This window comes from Methanothermobacter sp. K4 (genome assembly GCF_022014235.1).
GTDB lineage: Archaea > Methanobacteriota > Methanobacteria > Methanobacteriales > Methanothermobacteraceae > Methanothermobacter.
On sequence record NZ_JAKLTD010000002.1, the window covers coordinates 97,848 to 120,939 of the forward strand.

A 23,092-nucleotide genomic window follows, 5' to 3' on the forward strand; every position below is an offset into this window, starting at 1 on the left:
AGCTTCATTATTATCTGGAGGGGAGTCAGAAGTTCATTAATGTATCTTCTCATTTTTGTTTAACATAAAAGGTTTAATATACCAAGAAATGCAATACATATATACATGCCATCTGCCCTTGTCGTTGAGGATGAGGCAGTAACCGCACTTGAACTTGTAAGGCTTCTTGAAGCATGGGGCTATGATGCGGTTTCTGTGAGTAGCGGGGAGGAAGCCATTGAAACCGCTCTCAGGATGAAACCCGATATCATCCTCATGGACATAGTCCTCCAGTCGGAGGTTGATGGAGTCAGGGCAGCAAGCGCCATAAAAAGGGTTCTTGATGTCCCAGTGGTGTTCCTCACAGCATATTCAAGCCGGAAGACATTTGAGAGGGCATCCGAGGTTGAGCCGGACGCCTATCTCCTGAAACCCTTCAATTCAAGGGAGCTTGCATACGCCCTTGAACTCGCCATCTACAAGAACAAGATGCAGAAGCTCCTCTCCCATGCCAACAGAAGGTACCAGCAGATACTGGATACAACAGGTGAGGGAGTCTGTATATTCAGCTCAGACGGAATCATACAGTACTGCAATAAGAGGATGGCTGACCTTTTATCATGCAGACGCGGGGATATTACAGGAAAAAGTATATTTGATTTTATACACCCTGGGGACAGGAAAACAATGGAGCGTATCTTTGATTCCTGCCGTAAGGGCGTATCAGGGGAGCATGAGATCCGCTTCAGGGTAACTGATGGTACCACGAAATGGATGATCCTCTCAGGTCACCCCATAATTGAGTCATCCCAGTTCAGGGGTGGCTTCTGCATGTTCCGTGATGTGACAGGGCAGAAGATGGTTGAGAGGCGTCTTAGAAAGACAAACAGATGTCTGGAGCTTCTAAGCAGAATTAACCTTAAGGCGGCGGTTTCAACCGATCCGTCTGAACTCATGGAAGGCATATGCAAACTCCTGGTTGATGGGGGATACTCACATGCATCATTCAGGACACCTGACGGTGTTACTGAAGGTGAGGGTCCAGTGCCAGATGTCACTCTGAGAGAAGGCATCCACACCGGGAAGAAGGGATCAACCGCGGTCATCCAGCTGGAGAACTGCAAAAACCCACTCTACCTGGTGGTTTCAGCGAGGAGGAAAATTGATGATGCGGAGATGAAATTCCTTAGGGAAATTGCCTCAAGCACATCAGAGACCCTCAGGAGAATCAGCTCAGAAAGTAAACTTGATTCCATCTCATCAAGGTACCGTGAAATCTTCGAGAATGCCGGGGACGCCATATTCCTTGTGAAGGGCGAGAAAATAATTGAATGTAACAGAACCGCCCTGGAACTCTTCAGGGGAGAGACGGACGACATAAAGGGTAAAACCCCCTGGGAACTCTCACCTGAGTACCAGAATGATGGAAAGTCCTCAGAATTGGCCCGGGCCATTATTGAAAGGGTAATGTCAGGTGAAAGGTGTGAATTCGACTGGCTCCACAGGAAAATCACAGGTGAGGTTTTCCCCACAAGGGTGACCCTCAGCAGGTCAGGGGACCTTGTGATGGGCATAGTCAGGGACATGACAGCCCTCTACAGGGCTCATAAAAAGCTTAGAACTGAGCACAGAAAATTCAGGGACCTCCTTGAGTCAATACCAGACCCCACATTCGCAATTGACACCGATGGAAGGGTTATAGCCTGGAACAGGGAGATGGAAAAGCTCACAGGTGTAAGGAAGGACGAGATAATGGGTGAGGGTGACAGGGCATACGCAATTCCATTTTACGGTAAAAGAACCCCGGGACTTCTTGAATTCATTTTAAAACCCGAGGATCTCCCTGAAAGGTACAGGAACATCAGAAGGGATGGAAATTCAATCTACGCCGAGGTCTATGTGGGGCACATGGGAAGACACTTCCAGATCAAGGCATCCCCAATATACGATGAACATGAGGAGGTCATGGGTGCTGTGGAGATACTGCGGGATGTTACAGATTACATTGAGACCAAGAAGAAACTTGAGAAATCACGGGAAAGTTACAGGACGATATTCGAAAACAGGGCCACACCTACCGCAGTTACAGACAGGGAATTCAATATTCTGAGGACAAACAGGGTTTTCACAGAGATCTTCGGGAAATCAGAGGGAATCAACATGGCCGATATCATCCAGGAGGAGGACCTTGAGAAACTCCACGGAATCCAGGATAAATGCAGGGCACTCCTCAGGATGAAAGCTGGTGATAGGATTCTCCAGATGATAGTCCACAGGGGTGATATTCCAGGTTCAGACGAGGTGGTGCTGAGCTTCAATGACATAACAAAACTCAAAATGTCCCAGCACAAGCTGAGGGATGAACTCAGGGTCAGGATGGTTCTAAGTGAGATATACCCCCATGCGGTTTCCGCTGAGAGCATAGGGGAATTCACAGAGTACATCCTTGATGCGGCATGCCAGGTTACAGGTGCAGAGAAGGGCGCCATAAGGCTTAAAAACAGAAGAGAACTTCTTGTATCAGGGGGGCTCAGTAATGAGGAAATTGAGGCGATTTCAGATGATGGAATCTCAGCATCAGGGGACACCATACGTTTCAGTGCATCATCCGGGGACATGAAATCTGAGATCATCCTCATGGGTGAGAATTTCCATAAATCAGACCTGAGGGCGGTTAAACACCTATCACAGTATTATCTCCTGGCAGTGAGGCAGCTGGCCTACAGGAAGAGAATGATGGAACATCAGAATCATCTGAGGCTAATAAATATTATACTTAAATCTGCAGAGACAGATGCCCCGGGTATCTTCATGGAACGGGTTCTTGATGCCATCATACGCTGCCCAGAATTCAGGTCAGCTGCAGCCTACATTGAACCCGACCTGCGCATAGAGAGGGGAATGGATGCCCCTGAAGACCTTCCTGATTCCCGTGAACCTCAACTGGATGAAAATTCAGCTGAAATACCCATAATAATCGATGCTGAGGTTAAGGGAATCCTTAAACTGGGTTTAGAGGCAGATAAAATCCAGGAAAAAACTGAATTCCTTGAGGTACTTGGAGCTGAGATCTCTGATGGAATTCAGAGGATAATGATGCACAGGCAGATCATAGAGTCCCTCTATGAAAAGGAGGTGCTTCTGCGGGAGATACACCACCGTGTCAAGAACAACCTACAGATAGTTGCAAGCCTCCTCTCACTTCAGTCAGCCTACACAGATAACCCTGAAATCCTGGATATCCTCAGGGAGAGCCAGCTGCGGGTGAGGACGATGGCGGTCGCCCATGAAAAGATATACCAGTCAAAGGCCATATCCAGCATAAACCTTGGGGAATACCTCAAAACACTTGCAGATGAGATGGTCACACTCCAGTCAAACGAAAGAATATTCATAGAACTCGAATTTGAATACGATGATATAATGGTGGAGATGGAAAGATGCATCCCCATTGGCCTCATAACAAATGAGATAATCTCAAATTCAGTGAAACATGCATTCACAGGGGATAGGGGTAAAATAAGTGTATCAGTCAGAAAAACCGGTGATAGCTGTTTCCTTGAGATATCTGATAATGGCAGGGGCCTTCCAGCGGACTTCAACATAGAGGAACTCAAATCCCTTGGAATGCAGCTTGTGGCAAACCTCGTAAGGCAGATCGATGGCGAACTAGAATACGGAAACCGTGATGGGGCCTGCTTCAGGATAACCTTCCCACTTATTGATCGCGGCTCATAATCACATGCTTTTGCTGAGTATTAGCACTTTAACTGTTTCTTCCCATGCCTCTCAGTATCAGTGAGTCCTCCACCTTTGCAATGAATGACCTCATCCTGAGGACCTTATCAGGGCTTGTTGATACAGCATCGACACCCATCTCAACGAGTTTCCTCACCAGAACATAATTTGTTGCAGCGTATCCAGCAGCATAGACCTCCACACCCCTTTCATGGCACGCACCAACCACCTCCTCAACCATTCCCAGGACTGCAGGGTGTGATAGATTGAAGATACCTGCAACACGGGTGCTCCTCCTGTCAGCTGCAAGGCTGCACATGGTGAGGTCACTGAGGCCGAGTGAGACAAAATCCACGCCTTCATCAAGGAGTTCATCTATCTGTAGAGCAATGGATGGTGTTTCAATGGACGCGCCCACCCTGAGGTCCCTGTGGGGTCTTATGCCTGATTCATCGAGGATTTCAACTGCCTGGACATATTCAGGGATGTCCCTTATGAAGGGGAACTTCAGCTCAAGGTTACTGTATCCAGAATCCAGGAGATTCCTCAATGCCTCAAATTCTGCTTTCAAAACCTCAGTATCCCTGAGATCCCTTTTTATAGCCCTCATACCCAGGAAGGGGTTCCTCTCATGGGGTTCCATGGATCCGCGGAGGTGTGTGAGTTCATCTGTCGGAATGTCAAATGTCCTGAAGCATACAGGTTTCGGGTGGAATGCTTCAAGTATCTCCTCAAGACCCCTTTCAAGAACCCTGGAGAGTTTACCTTCCTTCAAAAGCAGGTAGGGGTGTTTTCCTGTCTCTATGACCATGTTCTCTATCCTTACAGAGCCAACACCATCCGCAAAGTCAGCGACCCTTGCTGCGAGCCAGGGGAAATTCAGGTTCACCATGACCCTTGTGGCTGTCTCATGGACGCCAATCACATCATCCCTGGACGCCCAGTCCATGACGCCCCTGTAGATGTTCCCGGTTTTACCATCCACCGTGACTACCATGCCCTCCCTGAGAACTCTTGTGGCTGCCTCTGTTCCAAGTACGCAGGGTATTCCAAGTTCCCTGAGTGTTATTGCGGCGTGGCTCGTGAGTCCACCGTAATCTGCTATAACAGCGGCGGCCCTTTTGATTTCAGGCAGCATATCCCTGGCTATCTTTTTGAAGACAGCCACCTCTCCCCATTCAAGGCTGCACGCATCCTCAAGGTTCCTTATTATACGCACCCTGCCGCTTCGCCTTCCGGCACCGGCACCCACACCCCTCAGGATCTGCATGTGATCTATATATGTTTAATCATGTTAAAAATAGTATGCTCAATCTGCACCATAACTCCGTCCAGTTTAAACATTCCAGTAAAAGGAAATAAATTTTGCTATTCCTTGATCAGGATAAAAGAAAAATTAAATTTCAGTAGTCTATGTAGTCGAATCTGCTCTCAAGTATCATGACAAGGGCAAATCCGATTATACCAATCACCAGGGATATTATGATGGATGTGGTATCCACCATGGCTATCTTGTTGTAGGGGAGCCTCAGTGTTCCTATCATGAGGCCCACAAGAAAGGACATGGTAACTGCCTCATGGTTCCTCAGCAGATAATCCAGAACCCTTGAGAAGCTCATTATACCAATAGCCGCCCCTGCAAGGAATGTGAATATCTCAACGATGGCCAGACGGTTCAGGACCCCCAGCATGTACTCATACTGGTTCAGCAGGAGAAGGAGAAATGCGCCTGAGATACCCGGGAGTATCATTGCACATATGGCCACGAACCCGGATATGAAGACAACAGGGAGTGTGTGATTTGCCTGTATCGGGTTGAGGCCCACGAAGAGGTAGGCGAATATGAGGCCAAGAGCACCTGATGCCAGGTTTTTGAGTGAAAAACCATCTATCTTCTGGTAGACCACATATGCAGAGGCGAGTATGAGGCCTGAGAAGAATGCGTAGGTGAATGCCACGTAGGTGGTTATGAAGAAGAGTATAACCTTTGATAGTGTGAGAATCGCACAGGCTATACCTGCAAGGAGGGGTACGAAGAGTTCAAAGTCAACCTCGTCCCTCAGGGACTTCCGGGCACCATCAAGGTCTCCCATGAGGAGGGGCTTTATGAATCCGAACCTTATCTTACTTATCGCATGAACTAGCCTCTCGTAGATACCTGTTATGAGTGCGATTGTCCCGCCCGAAACACCGGGCATCACATCTGCGCTTCCCATGAAGAGTCCCCTGAGGAATATTGCCAGGAACCCCCTGAGTCTGTCATAGTAACCCATTTGAATCCTCCATGATAATGAATTGAAGAAGATATTTATAACCAGCCACCTTATAAATGTACCTTAACAGACCTGCATTGGTGGAGAATTGATGCGAATTCTAATTACCCTCATAAATGTACCTACCAGACCTCTGAGGCATGTTTTCTCAGGGCATCCACTATTCTTTTCACCTTGCTCTCACCCAGCATGAGGCGACTCCCCATTATATGCTCCGGGACCTGGCAGGGCTTCAGGATCCTGCAGTGCTCATCCTCCTCCATGATGGTGCAGGATTCGCTGAGGAATGCAACCACCGCATTAACCCATGAGACATAGATATCCCTGGATTCAAGGAATTCCTTGAGGGCTGCGGCATTCCCCTTTGCCTGGATGGACGGTGACTGGACCTCCTCCTTTCTGAGTTCATCGTTAAGGAACCACCGGTCACCCTTCACGATGTAGTTCCCTGAATAGGACTTTGTCTCTATCATGTAGACCCCGGTTGGCCCCACAACCACGTGGTCCATGTTCCCGTATGCCCCCGGGAGCTGGATGTCGTTCAGGATGTGGTAACCTTCAGGGAGGCGTCTGAGGCAGTTCGTTATTATGAGTTCACCCTCATGTCCCTTTCTCCAGTCTATACCCCTCCCTTCCCTGGCCCTGGTCAGTGGTACCGAGAGGACCATGAGGATGATTCCCAGAAGTACGATTGTGATGCCCCATGCCATGCTTGTGACTGTAAGTAATATTCCCGCAGCGGTCATCAGTGCCCCCGCAGTGAAGATCAGGCGCCCGCCCCTCCAGAACCTCCAGTAGTTATCGGACTTCCTGTAGGTTTGGGAGTTAACGCTGGATTCAGGGACATTTTTGGTGATTTTACGGTATTCATTGAAGTCTTTAACGTAGAGGAGTGGTAAACCGCACTCTTCACATATGTGGAATGCCCAGAATTCCTCCTCCCTCTTGATCTGCCAGTAGTGGTTACATTTCTCGCATATGAGATAGGCCATGATATCACTTGAAAGAGATTTCCCTTTCCTAGTTATAGGGGGGAGGTGATTATATTCTTTTCCATGTGTGCTGTTTTGTGTGCTTATGACAATACTGTCAGTGCATGATAAACAGTGTGGCAATCAATACCCTTCAAGATTGATGTGATCATCTAACAAGCTGTGAGGTGGAATCAATTAAAACCAGTTCATTTTTGCCCATTATCTGAATTCATCGGAGTATTTATCCTTAAGGAACCTTAAAATGGATTCGGAATAGAATTCAAAGTCATGAAGTCTTTTATTGAGGACCTCGGCTATGATTGACGGGTCAACATCTGTGTACATGTGGACGAGGATGTCTCTAAGACCCGCAGCTTCAGAGAACCTTTCTGCAAAATCAGAGGGGAGTATGTCATGTTTTTCAAGGATTTCTATAACGTCCCTGTAGGTTTCTGGCTTCTCAAGGTCCTCCATTGAGATCACCATCTCTCCAATATCAAGGGCTGATTCGATTGCAAGCTGGAGATTTCTTTCTATGGCGGATCGCAGGATATAATCATCCAGGAGTTCCCTCTCTGATACCCTGTGCTCCTGGAGGAAATCAACATAGGATGTCATGGTTTTTATCCGCTCAATTATTCTCTCAGTTTCATTCATTTTTCAATCTTCTCCTTTTCAGGTAATTCCTGAGCCATCTCCTGTCGTAGTATCTCCTGTCAAGGTAATCTGAGAGTATCCTCTGCTCGAAGTCCACCTTCAGTGCAGGGTTTTCAGTGAGTGGTTTTCGTGCCTTTATTATCTCGTAGTTCAGTTGGGGTGATGCGTCGTTCATTATCACAAGGTCTATCCTGTCGGAGCCTAGAATGGATGTGAGTTCTGATATCATCCTGAGTTTCAGTCTCGCCCTTGCTGTCCTGTCAAGTTTATCGTCAAGCAGCACCCCTATGTCTATGTCACTGAGGGGCCCCTCTTTCTCATCTGCAACCGAACCAAAGAGGTATGCCAGCCTGACCTCATCCTTATCCTTAAAATAATTTCCAAGCTTTTTCTGGAGTTCTCTCATGACGCTTCATATTATGTCATATTTCATTTAATAATGTTTCAGGTGGGTACAGATTCAGTGCGAAATGCAGGTATGTGTATCGTCTGAGGTATATGTGGCGATGAATCTGGGGGTTTTGAGGGGCATTTTGTTTTCATCACATAGCACATTAAGATGGATCTGGAGTTCAAGGGGATTTCATCATCACAATTTATCTTCGTTAAACGTCACTATTACGAACGTATGGTTAAGCCTATTTATCCACGTTCCTGAAAACAATACTGAACTTCGTGCCACCATCCACATCCAGTGTCATCTTACCGTTCAGCTGTTTGGTGAGGAGACTCACAAGTTTAAGTCCAAGTGTATCGGTACTTGAGGGGTCAGTATCCTCCGGCAGACCCACCCCATCATCTGCCACCACCAGTTCTATTGAACCGTCGGCCTTCCTCATTCCTATGGTTATGGTGCCCCGTCCATCAGGGAATGCATACTTGATGCTGTTGGTTACAAGTTCATTTATTATGAGCCCGAGTGGTATGGCAGTGTCCAGGTCAAGTTCCATGTCCTCAATCTCAAGGTTTTTCCTGACACTTCCCCCATGGGATATGATTATGTCCCCAACCAGTTTCTCCACGTATTCCCTGAAATTGACCCTCTCCATTGACTCTGACCGGTAAAGGTGTTCATGTATCATGGCCATGGCCTTTATCCGCCCCTGACTCTCCCTGACCATTTTCCTGATTTCTTCATCCCCTAACCTTGAAAGCTGAAGGTTCAGGAGGCTTGATATTATCTGAAGGTTGTTCTTGACCCGGTGGTGTATCTCCCGCAGAAGCACCTCCTTCTCCCTGAGGGACCTGAGGATCTCCTCTTCAGCCTCCCGGATATCCGTGACATCAACGAGTGAAGCCACAATCATGGTGGTTCCGGGGATAGGATCCGCAGTCATCCTTATGTACCTTACATTACCATGGCGGTCACGGAACCTGAAATTATAACTTCTCGGTACAAGTTCAGGGTCCTTCATCCAGAGATTGTGATAGCCTTCCATTCTTTTGAGATCCTCATCAGCTAAAAATTCCCTCCAGCTCTTCTTACCCTCTATTTCCTCCCTGGAGTAGCCGCTGAGCCTCTCAAATTCCCTGTTAACCATCAATATGGTGGTGTCCTCATCAACTATGGTTGTCGCAGAACCCGTATTCTCGAATATGCTCCTGTATAAACGCTCCTTCTCCTTAAGCTCATCCTCAAGCTTCTTACGTTCTGTCAGGTCCCTGTAAACCGCCACCACCTCACCTGATGGCAGACGGTATACAAAGTTCTCCCTCCAGCCACTTATCCTTTCATCAGTGTAAAAGCCGAGGGGGAAGTGTTCTGCCCTCCCGGTCCTGTATACTCTCCTTAGAACCTCAAGAAGCCCGAAATCATCCACTCCCGGAAAGACATCAGTCACCCTCCTTCCCAGTATATCCTCCCTCTTCACACCCTCAACACGTTCAGCTGCACGGTTGAAATCCCTGATTACGAAATCCCCACCATCATCCACCGCCTCATAGACAGCCACACAGCTATCGATGTACTCGAAGAGTTTCCTGTAGCGCTCCTCCTCAAGGATGATCCTCTTCAGGACAAAATCAATGCAGCTTTTAAGGTCATCATCATCCACAGGCTTCTCAATGCAGCCATATGGACAGGTTAACACAAGATTCCCTTCCTCTTCAAAGTCTATGAGGTACATTAGGGGGATCCCCATGTTTCCAGGACCCCAATCACCCACCCTCTGGGGGGTTGTATATATGAGGACCAGGTCGGGCTCAGTTTTCCTGGCATCTTTAAGACTTTTGGCCACATCCACCCTGAAACCCTTGCTCCTCAGTTTTTCCTCTAAGTCAGGGGCACCATCTCCATCCTTCACGAGAAGAATCCTGAACATTCACCTCAGCCCTTGAGTAGTAATTTATGTTTCATCATCACCCCTGAATAGCTTTTTGGTCCTCATCTCCTCAAGGTTCGAGACGATGCGCTGCAGGTCACCTCCAGGGATGCTCACCATGACATCATCATCCCCAAGGCCCATGCACCTCCTTGAGCCCACATCACCGAACCCATAGGTCACCTTCCCTGTGAGGTATGGGAGTGCTGCCATTGAACTGCATATGGGTCCTGAGTCGGCCCCGAGGCCATGTGAACCTGAGTCATAGGCGTTGGCATGGAGGACCTCCATTGCCTGCCTGGCATTGCAGAGGATGAATATGACGTCTGGCTCATATTCAGCAAGTTTAAGGGGGGCGAAGATAATGGAGCTGAAGACCCCAGGTTCAATGTTCAGGTTACCCCTCCATGAGCGCTGCACAGCCTGTATGTTCCTGTAGACCCCCATGGGCACAAGGAAAGCGCCGCTTCGCATGTTAGCAGGAAACTCCGATGGATCCCTCAGACCAGTGTACCTAGCACCCCCCATGCACTCCTCCTCATCCCTGGTCGCATAGAAGACCTCCCCATTCATGGCCTTCACGAGTTTTTCACAGAACCTTGATTTACCCTTCTCCCTTTCAATGTCTGCTGGCTCCCTGACGGACCATTTTATGGCCACAGGTTCATATTCAAGTTTTAAGAGTTCCTTCAGTTTCTCCCCCAGTTCAATGTGATTCATGATAACACCACATTTATCTATATCATGACTGTTTTTATTAGTTTTACCAAAAAATTACAAGTCAAATCAAATTCAGACCTTTTAAAGTTTTTGAATGGATATCAAATATAAAAACTTAAATGTCACTATTTGATTTATAATTTTAGATAAATCATTATCCTAGACCTTCAGTTACATGTTTAATGTGAAATAAACATCAGTAATTAACTAGGGGTAATATGGCATTAAAGAAAATTTCCCGGATAAATTTTGGTCTCATGTCCCCTGAGGATATAAGGAAGATGTCCGTTACCCAGGTGGTGACACCGGACACCTATGATGAGGACGGGTACCCCATCGAGAACGGACTCATGGACCCGAGGCTTGGTGTCATAGACCCCAGCCTCAGGTGCAGGACATGCGGGGCCAAGGGTGGTGAGTGCCCCGGACACTTTGGAAGCATAAACCTGGCAAGACCCGTTATACACGTGGGATTCGCGGATACAATACACAAGATCCTCAGGTCAATCTGCTGGAAATGCGGCAGGGTCCTGCTCACAGAGGTGGAGATTGAAGAGTACAGACAGCGAATACTCGAGGCGATGGAGAAGGAGGAGAGCCTCACACCCATAATAAAGGAGATATACGCAGAGGCCAGACGTGAGGAGTGCCCCCATTGTGAAGAGGAACAAGGCGATATAAAACTCGATAAACCAGTCTCCATCGTTGAGGGTGACTACAAGTTAACACCCAGCGAGGTTAGGGAAAGGCTTGAGAGGATAACCGACGACGACGCCCTCATCCTTGGAGTCAACCCTGAGGTTGCAAGGCCTGAATGGATGGTCCTCACAGTCCTCCCTGTTCCACCTGTAACTGTGAGGCCATCAATAACACTTGAAACCGGTGAAAGATCAGAGGACGACCTGACCCACAAACTCGTGGACATCCTCAGGATAAACCAGCGCCTCAAGGAGAACATGGAGGCAGGGGCCCCCCAACTGATCTTAGAGGACCTCTGGGAACTCCTACAGTACCACGTGACAACCTACTTCGACAACGAGGCCTCCGGTGTCCCACCTGCACCACACCGCTCCGGCAGACCCCTTAAGACACTTGCCCAGAGGCTCAAGGGTAAGGAGGGGCGGTTCAGGAGCAACCTCTCAGGTAAGAGGGTTAACTTCTCTGCCCGTACCGTCATCTCACCGGACCCCAACATAAGCATAAACGAGGTGGGAGTCCCTGAGATCATAGCCAGAGAGGTCACAGTACCAGTCTACGTTACAGAATGGAACATAGACCGCATAAGGGAGTACATAGAAAATGGGCCCGACGTACACCCAGGAGCCAACTACGTCATAAGGCCAGACGGCCGCAAGATAAGGATCTCCACCAAGAACAGAAAAATTATTACTGGGAACCTGAAACCAGGTTACATTGTTGAAAGGCACCTCAAGGATGGTGACATAGTCCTGTTCAACCGTCAGCCATCACTCCACAGGATGTCCATGATGGCTCATGAGGTCCGCGTCCTCCCCTACAAGACCTTCCGTCTGAACCCGTGCGTCTGCCCCCCATACAACGCAGACTTCGACGGGGACGAGATGAACATGCATGTACTCCAAACTCAAGAATCAATAGGAGATGCCAGGACACTCATGATCGTCCAGGAGCATTTTCTGTCACCAAGGTTTGGCGGCCCTATCATAGGTTCTATAAATGATCATACTTCAGGTTTATATCTGCTGACAAAAAATGCGGAATTTGATGAAGAGGATGCACTCCAGCTACTAAAAAGGGCTGGAATACCATTACCATCCAGAGAGGGTAGGAAATGGACTGGGAAAGAAATATTCAGCCTTATACTTCCCAATGACCTTAACATGACCTTCAAGGTAGACTCATGCAAAAAATGCAAGGAATGTCTTGAAGAGGAATGTGAATATGATGCTTATGTTATAATAAGAAATGGAGAGCTTAAGGCTGGAGTAATTGATAAAGACGCTTGCGGTGCATTTTCAGGTAAATTGCTTAATAAGATAATAAGAGAATACGGTGCAAAAAAGGCAGGAGAATTTTTGGAATCCTCAATGAGGGTGGCACTAACATTCCTGATGAAAACAGGATTCACAGTAAGCATCAGGGATTTTGAGATTGCAGAGAATGCTGAAGATATGATAACTGAAGAGCTCAGAATAGCAGAGTCAAGAATTGACCAGATCGTTGATGCATATGAAAACGGAACGCTTGAACTTCTGCCTGATAAAAGCCCTGAGGCGACCTTGGAGATAGAGATAATGGACATCCTTTGGAATGCAAGGGAAACCTCCGAAAAAATAGTGGAAAACTGCCTGGCAATGGACTGGAATCATGCATTCATAATGACCAGAACCGGTATTAAGTGCTCCATGATCAACCTCACACAGATATCAGCCTTTCTGGGGCAGCAGTCAGTGAGGGGTGGCCGAATAAGCAGAGGATACAATAAGAGAACACTTCCACACTTTAGGAAGGGAGAAATCAGTGCAAAGTCCCGTGGATTCATACACTCAAGCTACATGAAAGGCCTCGACCCCATAGAATTCTTCTTCCACGCTATAGGTGGAAGGGAAGGCCTTGTTAATAAAGAAATCCGCTCTTCCCATAGTGGTTACATGCAGAGGCGTCTTGTAAACGCCCTCCAGGACCTCAGAGTCAACGAGGACGGAAAGGTCGTTGACAACAGGGGATTTATAATACAGACAAGATTCGGTGAGGACGGCGTTGACCCTGCCAAGAGCGACTACGGAAAGATCGTGGACCTTGACAGCTTAGTAGAGGAAATAAGAATCTCTTCTAAATCGAAGTTTAGTTAGATGATTCCTCAGTCATTAAAAGAAAGTGGGCAAAAAGATGTTTTTTACTGAGGACCTCAAGTAAGATTGAAATATGAAACTTTTATGGATGACCATAATCATATTTTCAGGTATTCCTCCTTCTAAGGGCCCCGTACACCCCAATTATGAGCACTGATACCAGGAGAGACACCGCAAGCCATGTGTAATCATATCCTCCCATCACACCTGTGGGTGTCACGTTAACCATTTCAGCGGGTGGCACCACAGCCCTGGAGGGTACCTCACTCACAGCACCTGAAACAGTGTACGCCTCTGTTACCGCTGCAGTCTCCCTGGCACCGCCTTGTTCACCCTCCCCGGGTGGCTTCACCGGTGAAACTCCCTGTATCATGAAGATCACTGTACTGTAGACCACGTTCACTCCATCGGTGGCCCTCACAACCAGTGTGTAAACACCGGGTGAACTCACCGGTCCACCGCTGTAGAGTTTGCCGTTAAGTGTTGCGAACCACCCCTCAAGGTTGTCATCAGCCACTGATATGAGGGGTTTAACCGTACCTGTGTACCTTCCACCACCTGATACACCTGTAACCCTGATAACCGGTGCCCTGCTATCATATTTAAAGGTTGAACCGTACTGGTCTATGAGGATGCTGAAGAATTTATATACACCAGGGGTGATGTTACCGGTCCACTCTGAACCTGAAATGGGGTTTCCATCCTCATCGAGGACCTCAACGGTTATCCTGTAACTGTCCGTGTCAACCCCGAAGGCCTGTATCCTGAGCTCCCCTATACCCGCGGGTATGACCATAACCTGCGGTTCACTGTACGGGCTGTTGTAGAATGCACCGGCACCGAAGTCGTTGACTATCCTCTGACCCTCAGGACGTGTAGGATCATATCCTATCCTGCGACCATCAGGCGCTGTTACAAGAAGTGCCACCGGTGAATAGGCTGCCAGGTATATCCTTGAGGGTTTACCCTGCGTGCCCCCCTTTATGAGGGTGAGGAGACTCATTATATCGGTGTTTGATGATAGCACCTCGGGTATGAAGCTGCCACTCCTTTTAAGGTACTCTGAGGCGTATCTCTCATATACAGGTATTACAGCGTCCCATGAACTCCTATCGGATGTTGGCCAGTTCCTCATGATCCTGGCTATCTTGAGCATGGTATCATAGAAGTATCCCCCTGCACCGTACCAGAGCCTTCCAGCAACCGGTGGGTAGGTGACGTCATTAACTGTAATTCTGTCCTGTGATACGAGCTTGAAGGTACTGACCAGTGCCTCCCGGGCATTGTGGAAGCTGTACTCTGCGTCGGAGTATGCTACTGCAACATTTGATGATGCATGGACATCATCCCACCTTGTGAAGCTTGCTATCTTGAAGAAGACCTTCAGTGTCGTCACCACAATCTTACCGTAGGGGTTTTTGCTGACGGTCTCAATAATAGCGTCTTTAATGAGGCTGACAGTGGTTTTACCGATGTGCTCAGCCACCTTTATGGCTACATCCCTTTTCACCGTGTTTATACTTGCTGATAGGAATTCACTGATGGCCTCCTGTGTACCTCCAGAGGTATACGGGAGGATGGCTGTTAACTGTGGCCGGTAGTTCTCTGCAACCCTCAGCTGCCACATGCACTTGAAGACGTACTCCCAGAGCTCCCGCTGGAAGTCAAGTTCTCCCTTAACAAATTCTGCTATCTCAAGGACATCACCCACGACACTCTCCTCAAACTTGTTACCTGCCTTCTTGGCCTTCATCTCCCTCAGTTTTTCCACAGCATCGTTTATTTTACTTGCACCTGTGAGTCCCGTTGAGAACCAGGATAGTGCCTGTTCAACCCCTGTAAGTGTGGCTGGTGTTGAGCCATCACCCAGTATGAGGGCTATCATGTCCTTTATAACCTCATCATCGTCAGGTATCGGGGCCGGGTCTGAGACCAGCCATGCGAGTCCCCAGAGTGCCCAGGCGCTCCAGCTTCCTGCACGGTCCTCAATCCAGTCCCTGGTTGACTGGGATATGAGTTCAGGGGATGTGACATTGAAGGTAGTGTAGAAGGCCTTTCTCTGGGCTGCCTGGAATATCATGCGTTTGAGGTCCATGTCCCCTATCTCATAGTAGTTGCTTCCAACCCTTTTGAGAACCTGTATCTCAAGGAGTGTTCCATAGGTTGATACAAGTTCATTTCCTGAGTAAAGGTAGCCTGGTTTTCCTCCAGCGTAGTCTGGTCCCCAAACAAGGTATATGCAGTATTCCTCTCCATTATACATGATAGTCTGCCATAGAGATGGATGTCCACGGGCTGTTGTGAATTTCCATGTGTATGGTCCGATCTTTGGGAGTACAACACCATAAATCGTCCTTATATCCTGGCTAACGTATCCCGTAAAGGTTTTGAGGCCTCCAAGTTCACTGAAGGGTGTGAAGTAGGCCCTCTGCAGTGTTTGATCGTAGCTGGCTGTTCCGTTTATGATTCCACCCGCAGAGTTCCTGAGGTGGAATACCTCTGAACTGAACCTTGCAGTATCAAGGGGAACCTTGAACTGGGCCCATATTGTTGGTTTGAGTTTAACGTCCTCCTCACCAAAGTCAGGGTAGACGCGGTCCACTATGGACTTAACGAATTCAACATGGTCTATCTTTGATGAGACAGAGACGGTCATGCCCACCCTGTCCTGGAACCAGTTTACGGTCTCCCATACAAATATTAACCTCAGGTTGGCTGTGTTAAGGCCCTCAGGTATCTTCAAGATGTAGTTCTTCCATATCCTTCCATCAGCCCCCCTTCTGGATGCGACGCTGTTATCCACAACACCGGCCCAGTTCACCCATGGGGCTTCATGCCTGACGTAGAGTATTGCAGGGGGGTTCAGTGTGCTTAGGAGGTCAAAACCAGGGATACCGGTGGTGTTATTCACCAGGAGGTTGTATCCGCGTCCATCATCGAAGTAGACCAGTATGCCTCCACCCCATCCCCAGTACACATTGTTGATGACCTCTATATCTGTCATCCATAGTGAGAGGAATTCTGCATCAGCTGCATTCATATAGGGGGTCTCTGCTATGGTGAACGCCAGCTGCCCCCCCATCGGGAGGATCATGTTGCTTGATCTTTCTGAGTATCTCCTGAGGAGATCCCTGCTGGGCCCATCCATGGAACAGTAACCGTGAAGGGCGCTGCTGCCATGTTTGAAGTAGTATGAACTGTTGGTTTTAAGGTCATGGGTGTGGTTTCCTGAGTATACACTGATGTCAGGGATGTACATGTATCTTGCATTGAAGTTCTGCAGGCTTACAGGTGTCCTTTCAAGGTGATAGAATCCTGTGTCCAGTGTGCCTGAGAATCCCCTGCCATCGGTAACTGTAAGGCTCACTGTATGTGGGCCCTCTGCAAAGTTTCCTGTAACCTCATATCTCACATTACACATGTAGGGAAGGAGGCCAGGGGTTATGAGGGGCTGTGCCGCTACCGTGGAGCCATCCACATTAAGCATGAATTTATCGAATCCACCATCTGAGTTCTCCTGCACATCAAATATGAGGATCAGTGTTTCATTCTCCTCTGAGATCATATCAATACTCTTTTCTATGATTTCAGGGTTTCCTGTAAAGCTTGAGAAGTGCAGTTCAGAGGTTTCCTCATTACCCGCCCGGTCCTTTACCGTGACCTGGAGTGTGTGCTGGCCATCGTTGAGGAATCCATATAATCTGGGATTGTATGTTACCTCAATGGATTCAAGGGATGCCGTGTAGCAGTATCCATAGGTGCTTGAACTTACAGGATCAGAATATGTCCTCCTGCCGTACTCCAGCCTGCCTGTTATGTCATTGCCGTCAAGGAGAACCCTGATGTCCTGCGGGACAGGATCAGGTCTCCTGGTGGAGGAGTACATGAGGTAGCCCCTCCAGAGTCCTGAGGGTCCATCTGATACCCTGAAGCTCAGTAGAGTGCCTGGTCTCACGGTGCTATTCTCTCCTGGAGCTGTGAACTGGACAAGGGGATTTGAGGTGTCTATAAGGACCCTGTAGACCACTCTGCGGAAGTTTCCAAGGATATCCGTGGCGTTCATCACTATCTCATGGTAGCCGTCAGAGGGGGCTGAAATTTCCACTTTGAATGTGGTTGCCGTGAAGCCAGGTGTCACGGTGCAGGTTTTTGATGTTGCATTGAAACTGAAGATCCCTGTGAGGTCATTCAGGAGACCATTTATGGTGGTATTTCTTGATTTAAGCACATCTGGATCTGTTAATATAATTTCAGGTCCTGTTGTATCGATGATTGTTGAACCACCCAGTGTGTTTGAGAATGCCCCGTCCATTCCCACGGCCATGATGGTGAAGTGTATCTCCCCATCCGGTGGGATGAATGACCTCTGCCAGTCCCTCAGCCATCCGCTCCAGTACCCATCTATTCTATCCTCAAATCCTCCAAGTTCAACACTGTTGGAGGGTATCTCAAAGAGCAGAGAGACTGACCTTACGGGTTCGCTTAAATCTGCGGTTATATGCATGCTTCCCCTTCCAGGTGAAAATGCAGGGGTGACCCGCAGATTGCTTATGATGGGACCTGAACTATGTGATACAAATATCCTCCAGTTCAGTGATGCGCCGAGGCCCTGGGGATCAATTGCAATTGCGGTTAGCGTGTGCCATCCGGCTGAGAGGCCTGAAAGCGTCGCTGACATTGTCCAGATTCCTGTGAGGTTATCCCCTGTTATCTGGGCTTCAACCGGCACGTTATCCAGGAGGATCCCTGAGTCAGCCAATGATAATCCATTTCCAGGGTCGTTTCTCACAGCCACTGTAACAGGTACTGTTGAGGGTTTCCTGAGGAATGAGCCATCCTGGGGGCTAAAAGATGTGATAACTGGCGGATTACTCGTTGGTGGCAGGTACTGGAATGTCCAGGTAGCTGTCACCTCACCCGGCACCTCAACCCGGGCTGTGCAGGGACCCCTGGGGGGCATTGAGGAGGGCGTGAATATGAGCCAGTCCCCAGTCCATGAGAGCACCCCTGGGAGCGGTGTCCCTGTGGCGGCTGTTCCAGGATACAGGTTCAATGTGGCCACAGCACCCTCCCTTCCACCAAAGAGCCTCACACCAACACTCTGAAGCTCCCTGAGGACCTCCCCCGGTGAGGGGTACCTGTCAATCACAAAGGTCCTGAAGACAACATCCTGGTGGAGGTGCTCCCCATTTCCAAGTAAGAAGTAGACGGACTCTGCCCAGCCACCTACATAGGCTGTAAGTACATGGTAGCCGGGTATGAGATCAGTGAACTCGAATCTGCCATCAGGGCCTGTTATCATACTGATGGCACCATCAAGGACCACCTCACCCTGAAGTGGCCCGGCCCAGCAGAGTATCTGGCCCTCAACCAACGTTGAGATGAGAGGCTGAAGCGGCTGGTTGTGTTCAACATCCTCACCAGTATCCGGGAAGAACCAGAGGTCCCTCACAGGGACATATCCAGGCTTTTCAAAGTCCAGGGTGTAGTCTCTCCATGGGTACAGTGACTGGAAACTGTATGATCCATCCGAACCTGTGATCACCTCAATTTCAAGGTCAACAAATTCACCGATGTAACGTCTGAGGGTAACGGTGACACCCCCCAGGGGAAGGCCGGTTACAGCATCTGTTACCGTACCATGGAAGCCTGAGTACGGACCAGGACGCAGTACAATCTCCCTCAAGAGAGCAGATGTTTCCTGGAGGTTAACTGTTTCTGATATAGACTCATATGGGTGTAGCGCGACTGTAAGGTTATATGATCCTGATATGGGGGCGGCTATCTCATATCTCCCCTCAGAGTCAGTAAGGGTGGATGCCACTGATGCACCATCCCTTACAAGTTCCACCAGCGCCCCATCTACAGGTGAAGGGGCACTGTTAAAGTTCTCATGCAGCACCCGACCATAAACAGAGTTTCTAAGGTGCAATTCAAAATCCACAGGGATTATAAGGTTGGGCGCAACCGTTGTGGCCTTACTCACAGTTATATGGCTGGGGCTGGAGGCTGTGAAGAGGTAGTTCCCGGCTGGAAGATCGAAGCTGTAGAAGCCGCTGGAATCTGTAATGTTTGAGATGCTGGGGTAACCCACCCTTGATGCCGTGACGGTCACTCCTGAAAGCGGCCCGCCCATGAAGTTCCTCACATAACCCTGAACCCTCCCTGTTTCCACCACATCAAGTTGGAGGGTGAATGTGCGGTTCACGGGGAGTTCCCAGGGCATTATATCCACAGTGAGGTTCCTGTAACCATCCTTCGAGAACACAAGTCTCATGATGTTGGCGGTGGTGTCATAGAGCGAGCATGAGAATCTGCCCCGTGCATCTGTTTTAGTGTTTGGTGTATTACCCCACCTCTCAGGTTTCAGTGCATTTATGTAGTAGAGGTCCACGTTAACATTGTAGATTGGAACACCCACATCATCAACGACGGTTCCACCTATCCTGCAGGGTATGGTTCTTGGGACAAGTATTGCATTGACTGTGAGGTTCTGGTTTTCCTCAAGGGTGTACCAGTACCCGTCCCATGCATAATAATTATCATGATAAACTGCAATATCCCACTCCTCTGATGGCGGGGAGCTCTCAAACACAGCGAGTCCATCAGGACCTGTGACGCCATTGTACCGGTCCGGACCCCAGAGGTAAAGGTAAGCACCGGATACCGGGTTGCCGTATATGTCGGTGACATTCACGGTTATATTTGACTGCCAGCGTTCAAGGTATATGTCCAGGGTTATGGTGCCCTCACCTATCAGCATGGGGATTACAGCATCCCTGTAGTGTGAAAGGTATGTTTCAAGGGTCCCTGCAAGACCTGATACAAGCTGGGGGTAACTCTGGGTGCTGAAGGTGTAGAATCCACTGGAATCCGTGGTCCCTGAGATTGATGTGTATCCAGGATTTGGGTCGGGCCAGAATACTAATCTCACACCCCGCAGGGGGTGTCCCCCGGTGTCATATACATGCCCCTGGAGTGTCACAGGAAGGCCCTTCCTTATGAGCCTCACAGTCACAGATTCCTGGCTCCCGCCGCTCAACGTTATGTTTCCGGTGACCGGGACGTAACCATAATGGTCAATGCTGTAGACCCACTGGCCATCAGGGAGGTGGGTGAAGGGGACAGTACCATCGGATCCGCTGAGCCCGTACAGATAACCAGGCCCCCTGAGCTGAACCCCCACACCCTGCACTGGGTCCCCTGTCCAGTTCAGTACCGTGAAGGTTACTGAACCATCATAGTACCCCATCACGATATCATGGGTATTCTCCTCAGAGGAGTTAAGGGTTATCAGCGCATGATAGGGTCTGTAGAGGGGGTGTTCGGCGTGGAGGTCATAGTTACCGGTGTCTGATGACTCCACACCATAGAAGAGGTAGTATCCGTCCTCATCAACATGAGATGTTAACTGGATGATTTCACCATTATGTGGGTAGCTGAGGTTTACAGCCGCATAAACCACTCCACCATCAGGGTTTCTCACAGTCCCTGATAGCACGGTTTCATGTTCAAGGTGTATGAGCCTCTCAAAGCCTGATTCAGGAATCCTCAGGGTTTCCTGGTGGAGGCGGTACATCCACCTTCGTGCTGTGAGTTTCACCTGGATCCCTGATATCAACCCGGGGCTGGAGGCTGTGAAGAGGTAGTTACCATCAACGTCGGTGTAGGTGTTTAGGTACACTGAAGGCCCGCTGACCACAACCTCAACCCCCTCAAGTGGCTCCAGTGTAGCCGCATCAAGCACTCTGCCCCAAACCTCCACAGGTAGACCCATTCTGACAAGTTCAATGCTGAGGGTGTTTTCACCCTCATCAACCTGAATTGTTCTGCTTTCTGGGGCGTAGAGGGGATGTGAAACAGTTACGGTTATCTCACCATCCTCAACCGCGAATTTCACCAGACCGTCCTCCCCGGTATAACCGATCCTTCCAGGTACTGAGACGAGGGCGTGCTCAACAGGGTATCCTGATGAGTTAGTAACATTGACCGTAAGGGATGACCTCTCAGTGAGTATGATGTTGAGTATAATGGAATCCCCAACCCCAACACTCAGATCCTGAATGTAGGGCTCATACCCGTAGGCTTCCACCCGGATCCCCCTCACAAGGAGGGCATCGTCCCCTGCAAGTTCAAAGTGGAAGTTTCCATAGGCATCGGTGTATCCGTTCAGGGCACCACCATCAAGGATAAGGGTGACCGGCACACTGCCCGGGGATGTTCCGGCTCCCCTTACAGTACCTGCAATGGATGTGAGGTGTTCAAGTTCAAGGTCCACCCTGTGGGATTCACCCGGGACCACAATCCTGGTTTCTTGACCGGTGAATAGATCACCCCTGAAGGCCATGAGGGTGAGCTGGGCGCTGGTTGCGCCGGGATGGTCAAGGAAGTACCTTCCATAATTTACAAGGTACCTTCCATCGGGACCGGTGTACCCATCAGCCACTGTTATACCATTGGATTCCCGGACCTCAACGATGACACCTTCAAGTGGGACCCCCCTAGGGTCCGTGATGATACCATAGAATGAGTTGAGCTCTGCAAGCTCAAAGTCGACCTGGATGGGTTCGGTTACATCCACGGTGACTGATGATTGTGTGTGGCCACTGGCCGATGCCATGAGTTCATATTCCCCTGGGGGTAGAATCAGATTGTAAGCCCCCAGGGCGTTGGTGGTATTCTCAGCGACCTCCACGCCCCCCTGAAGGGCTTTTACAGTTGCATTCTCAATCGGTGTGCCAGTCCATGACCTGACGGTCCCTGAGGGATCAGTATCAGGGGGTGGTATGGTTGGATCACTGATTTCATCAGCATATGAGATACCATTCAGTGCAAAAATAATCATTGATGTGATGAGAACCAGAAGCCCCATCCTGGATGACCACCAGGTGGATGGATCAGAATTGAAGGCATGCAAATTTAACCCCCCCGTATTTATAACCCCCAGTTGCTAACTGTATATATGTTCAACTCCATTATTTAAATTTTCCAATGTTCAACTCCATTATTTAAATTTTCCAGATATCATCAGGCTTTAATTACATTACGGGCCATAAGCCAATATCACATGGCTTTAGAGAAAACAGTATATCATCAGGGCTTTAATTACATTACTGGCCATTATTATGTCATATCCTGAAAATATCATGGGATCAATCCCGAGAAAAAAGTGGTCATCTGAAACCAGCATATGAAAGAACCTCGATTGTCCTATCACCCAGTATCTCAGAGGTCCTTTGGATGCATTCCTCAATCACATATTCAAGGTCCTCATCACCAGCCCAGTAATCCTCAAGGAAACCGTATCCGTGCCTGGATGCGATCTCATCCACCACCACAGCGCAGAGGTACACGTCGTCAATGTATCCATGGGGCCCGTAGATCTCCTCGGGTATCACATCGTAAGGGGCCACCAGGTAACCCATGGCGGCGGATATCCTCAGCCTCTCATCACCCCCCAGCTCATCACTCCTCAGCACATCAGCCAGCAGCCGGAAGAGATCCGGGGCGTAGTCCACTATCCTCTCATATTCTCCACGGTAACTGTTAATATTCTCCCGTAAAACATCATAGAAATGCGTGAAATCCATCAGAAACAC

Annotated in this window: 11 protein-coding genes; 2 read left to right on the plus strand and 9 right to left on the minus strand. The window is 48.9% G+C overall.

Going from position 1 to position 23,092, the window contains the following annotated elements; all coding sequences use genetic code 11:
- The first annotated feature begins 105 nt into the window (after window positions 1-105).
- Window positions 106-3,717 carry a PAS domain S-box protein gene (locus tag L5462_RS04365; RefSeq protein WP_237779599.1) on the plus strand — a complete coding sequence of 1,204 codons (3,612 nt, stop codon included), beginning with the start codon at window positions 106-108 and terminating at the stop codon, window positions 3,715-3,717.
- 28 nt (window positions 3,718-3,745) lie between these two features.
- Here the strand turns inward: L5462_RS04365 and L5462_RS04370 are convergent, their stop codons facing one another.
- From L5462_RS04370 to L5462_RS04400, 7 genes are all read right to left on the minus strand, one after another.
- The gene (locus L5462_RS04370; protein ID WP_237779600.1) at window positions 3,746-4,987 is read right to left on the minus strand and encodes a putative PEP-binding protein; all 1,242 of its coding nucleotides are present in this window, start codon (window positions 4,985-4,987) and stop codon (window positions 3,746-3,748) included.
- 133 nt (window positions 4,988-5,120) lie between these two features.
- Window positions 5,121-5,933 (minus strand): DUF368 domain-containing protein, encoded by an 813-nt coding sequence (locus L5462_RS04375; RefSeq protein WP_237780017.1) that lies wholly within the window; start codon window positions 5,931-5,933, stop codon window positions 5,121-5,123.
- 179 nt (window positions 5,934-6,112) lie between these two features.
- Window positions 6,113-6,982, minus strand: coding sequence for a nuclease-related domain-containing protein (locus L5462_RS04380; protein WP_237779601.1), 870 nt, complete (start codon window positions 6,980-6,982; stop codon window positions 6,113-6,115).
- A 201-nt stretch (window positions 6,983-7,183) separates the two neighbouring features.
- On the minus strand, window positions 7,184-7,621 hold the full coding sequence (locus tag L5462_RS04385) for a DUF86 domain-containing protein (RefSeq protein ID WP_237779602.1): 438 nt from the start codon (window positions 7,619-7,621) through the stop codon (window positions 7,184-7,186).
- Window positions 7,614-8,027 (minus strand): nucleotidyltransferase domain-containing protein, encoded by a 414-nt coding sequence (locus L5462_RS04390; protein ID WP_237779603.1) that lies wholly within the window; start codon window positions 8,025-8,027, stop codon window positions 7,614-7,616. Before L5462_RS04390 ends, L5462_RS04385 begins: the two co-directional genes overlap by 8 nt.
- Before the next feature lie 232 nt (window positions 8,028-8,259).
- Window positions 8,260-9,942, minus strand: a complete 1,683-nt coding sequence (locus tag L5462_RS04395) for a PAS domain S-box protein (RefSeq protein ID WP_237779604.1) — start codon at window positions 9,940-9,942, stop codon at window positions 8,260-8,262.
- Between the two features lie 24 nt (window positions 9,943-9,966).
- Complete coding sequence (locus L5462_RS04400) at window positions 9,967-10,662, minus strand: DUF169 domain-containing protein (protein WP_237779605.1); 696 nt, start codon at window positions 10,660-10,662, stop codon at window positions 9,967-9,969.
- A gap of 218 nt (window positions 10,663-10,880) precedes the next feature.
- Here L5462_RS04400 and L5462_RS04405 point away from each other — a divergent pair, with 218 nt between their 5' ends.
- Window positions 10,881-13,493 carry a DNA-directed RNA polymerase subunit A' gene (locus L5462_RS04405; protein ID WP_237779606.1) on the plus strand — a complete coding sequence of 871 codons (2,613 nt, stop codon included), beginning with the start codon at window positions 10,881-10,883 and terminating at the stop codon, window positions 13,491-13,493.
- Window positions 13,494-13,599: 106 nt separating this feature from the next.
- Here the strand turns inward: L5462_RS04405 and L5462_RS04410 are convergent, their stop codons facing one another.
- Both L5462_RS04410 and L5462_RS04415 read right to left on the minus strand, forming a co-directional pair.
- Complete coding sequence (locus L5462_RS04410; protein WP_237779607.1) at window positions 13,600-22,365, minus strand: carboxypeptidase regulatory-like domain-containing protein; 8,766 nt, start codon at window positions 22,363-22,365, stop codon at window positions 13,600-13,602.
- 301 nt (window positions 22,366-22,666) lie between these two features.
- Window positions 22,667-23,083, minus strand: a complete 417-nt coding sequence (locus L5462_RS04415; RefSeq protein WP_237779608.1) for a YkvA family protein — start codon at window positions 23,081-23,083, stop codon at window positions 22,667-22,669.
- Window positions 23,084-23,092: the final 9 nt, after the last annotated feature.

Bases quoted from the DNA above. Each gene is read 5' to 3' on its own strand.
- L5462_RS04410 (WP_237779607.1), bottom strand. From the start codon at position 22,365: ATGGGGCTTCTGGTTCTCATCACATCAATGATTATTTTTGCACTGAAT.
- L5462_RS04385 (WP_237779602.1), bottom strand. From the start codon at position 7,621: ATGAATGAAACTGAGAGAATAATTGAGCGGATAAAAACCATGACATCC.
- L5462_RS04365 (WP_237779599.1), top strand. From the start codon at position 106: ATGCCATCTGCCCTTGTCGTTGAGGATGAGGCAGTAACCGCACTTGAA.
- L5462_RS04415 (WP_237779608.1), bottom strand. From the start codon at position 23,083: ATGGATTTCACGCATTTCTATGATGTTTTACGGGAGAATATTAACAGT.
- L5462_RS04375 (WP_237780017.1), bottom strand. From the start codon at position 5,933: ATGGGAAGCGCAGATGTGATGCCCGGTGTTTCGGGCGGGACAATCGCA.
- L5462_RS04405 (WP_237779606.1), top strand. From the start codon at position 10,881: ATGGCATTAAAGAAAATTTCCCGGATAAATTTTGGTCTCATGTCCCCT.
- L5462_RS04380 (WP_237779601.1), bottom strand. From the start codon at position 6,982: ATGGCCTATCTCATATGCGAGAAATGTAACCACTACTGGCAGATCAAG.
- L5462_RS04370 (WP_237779600.1), bottom strand. From the start codon at position 4,987: ATGCAGATCCTGAGGGGTGTGGGTGCCGGTGCCGGAAGGCGAAGCGGC.
- L5462_RS04400 (WP_237779605.1), bottom strand. From the start codon at position 10,662: ATGAATCACATTGAACTGGGGGAGAAACTGAAGGAACTCTTAAAACTT.
- L5462_RS04395 (WP_237779604.1), bottom strand. From the start codon at position 9,942: ATGTTCAGGATTCTTCTCGTGAAGGATGGAGATGGTGCCCCTGACTTA.
- L5462_RS04390 (WP_237779603.1), bottom strand. From the start codon at position 8,027: ATGAGAGAACTCCAGAAAAAGCTTGGAAATTATTTTAAGGATAAGGAT.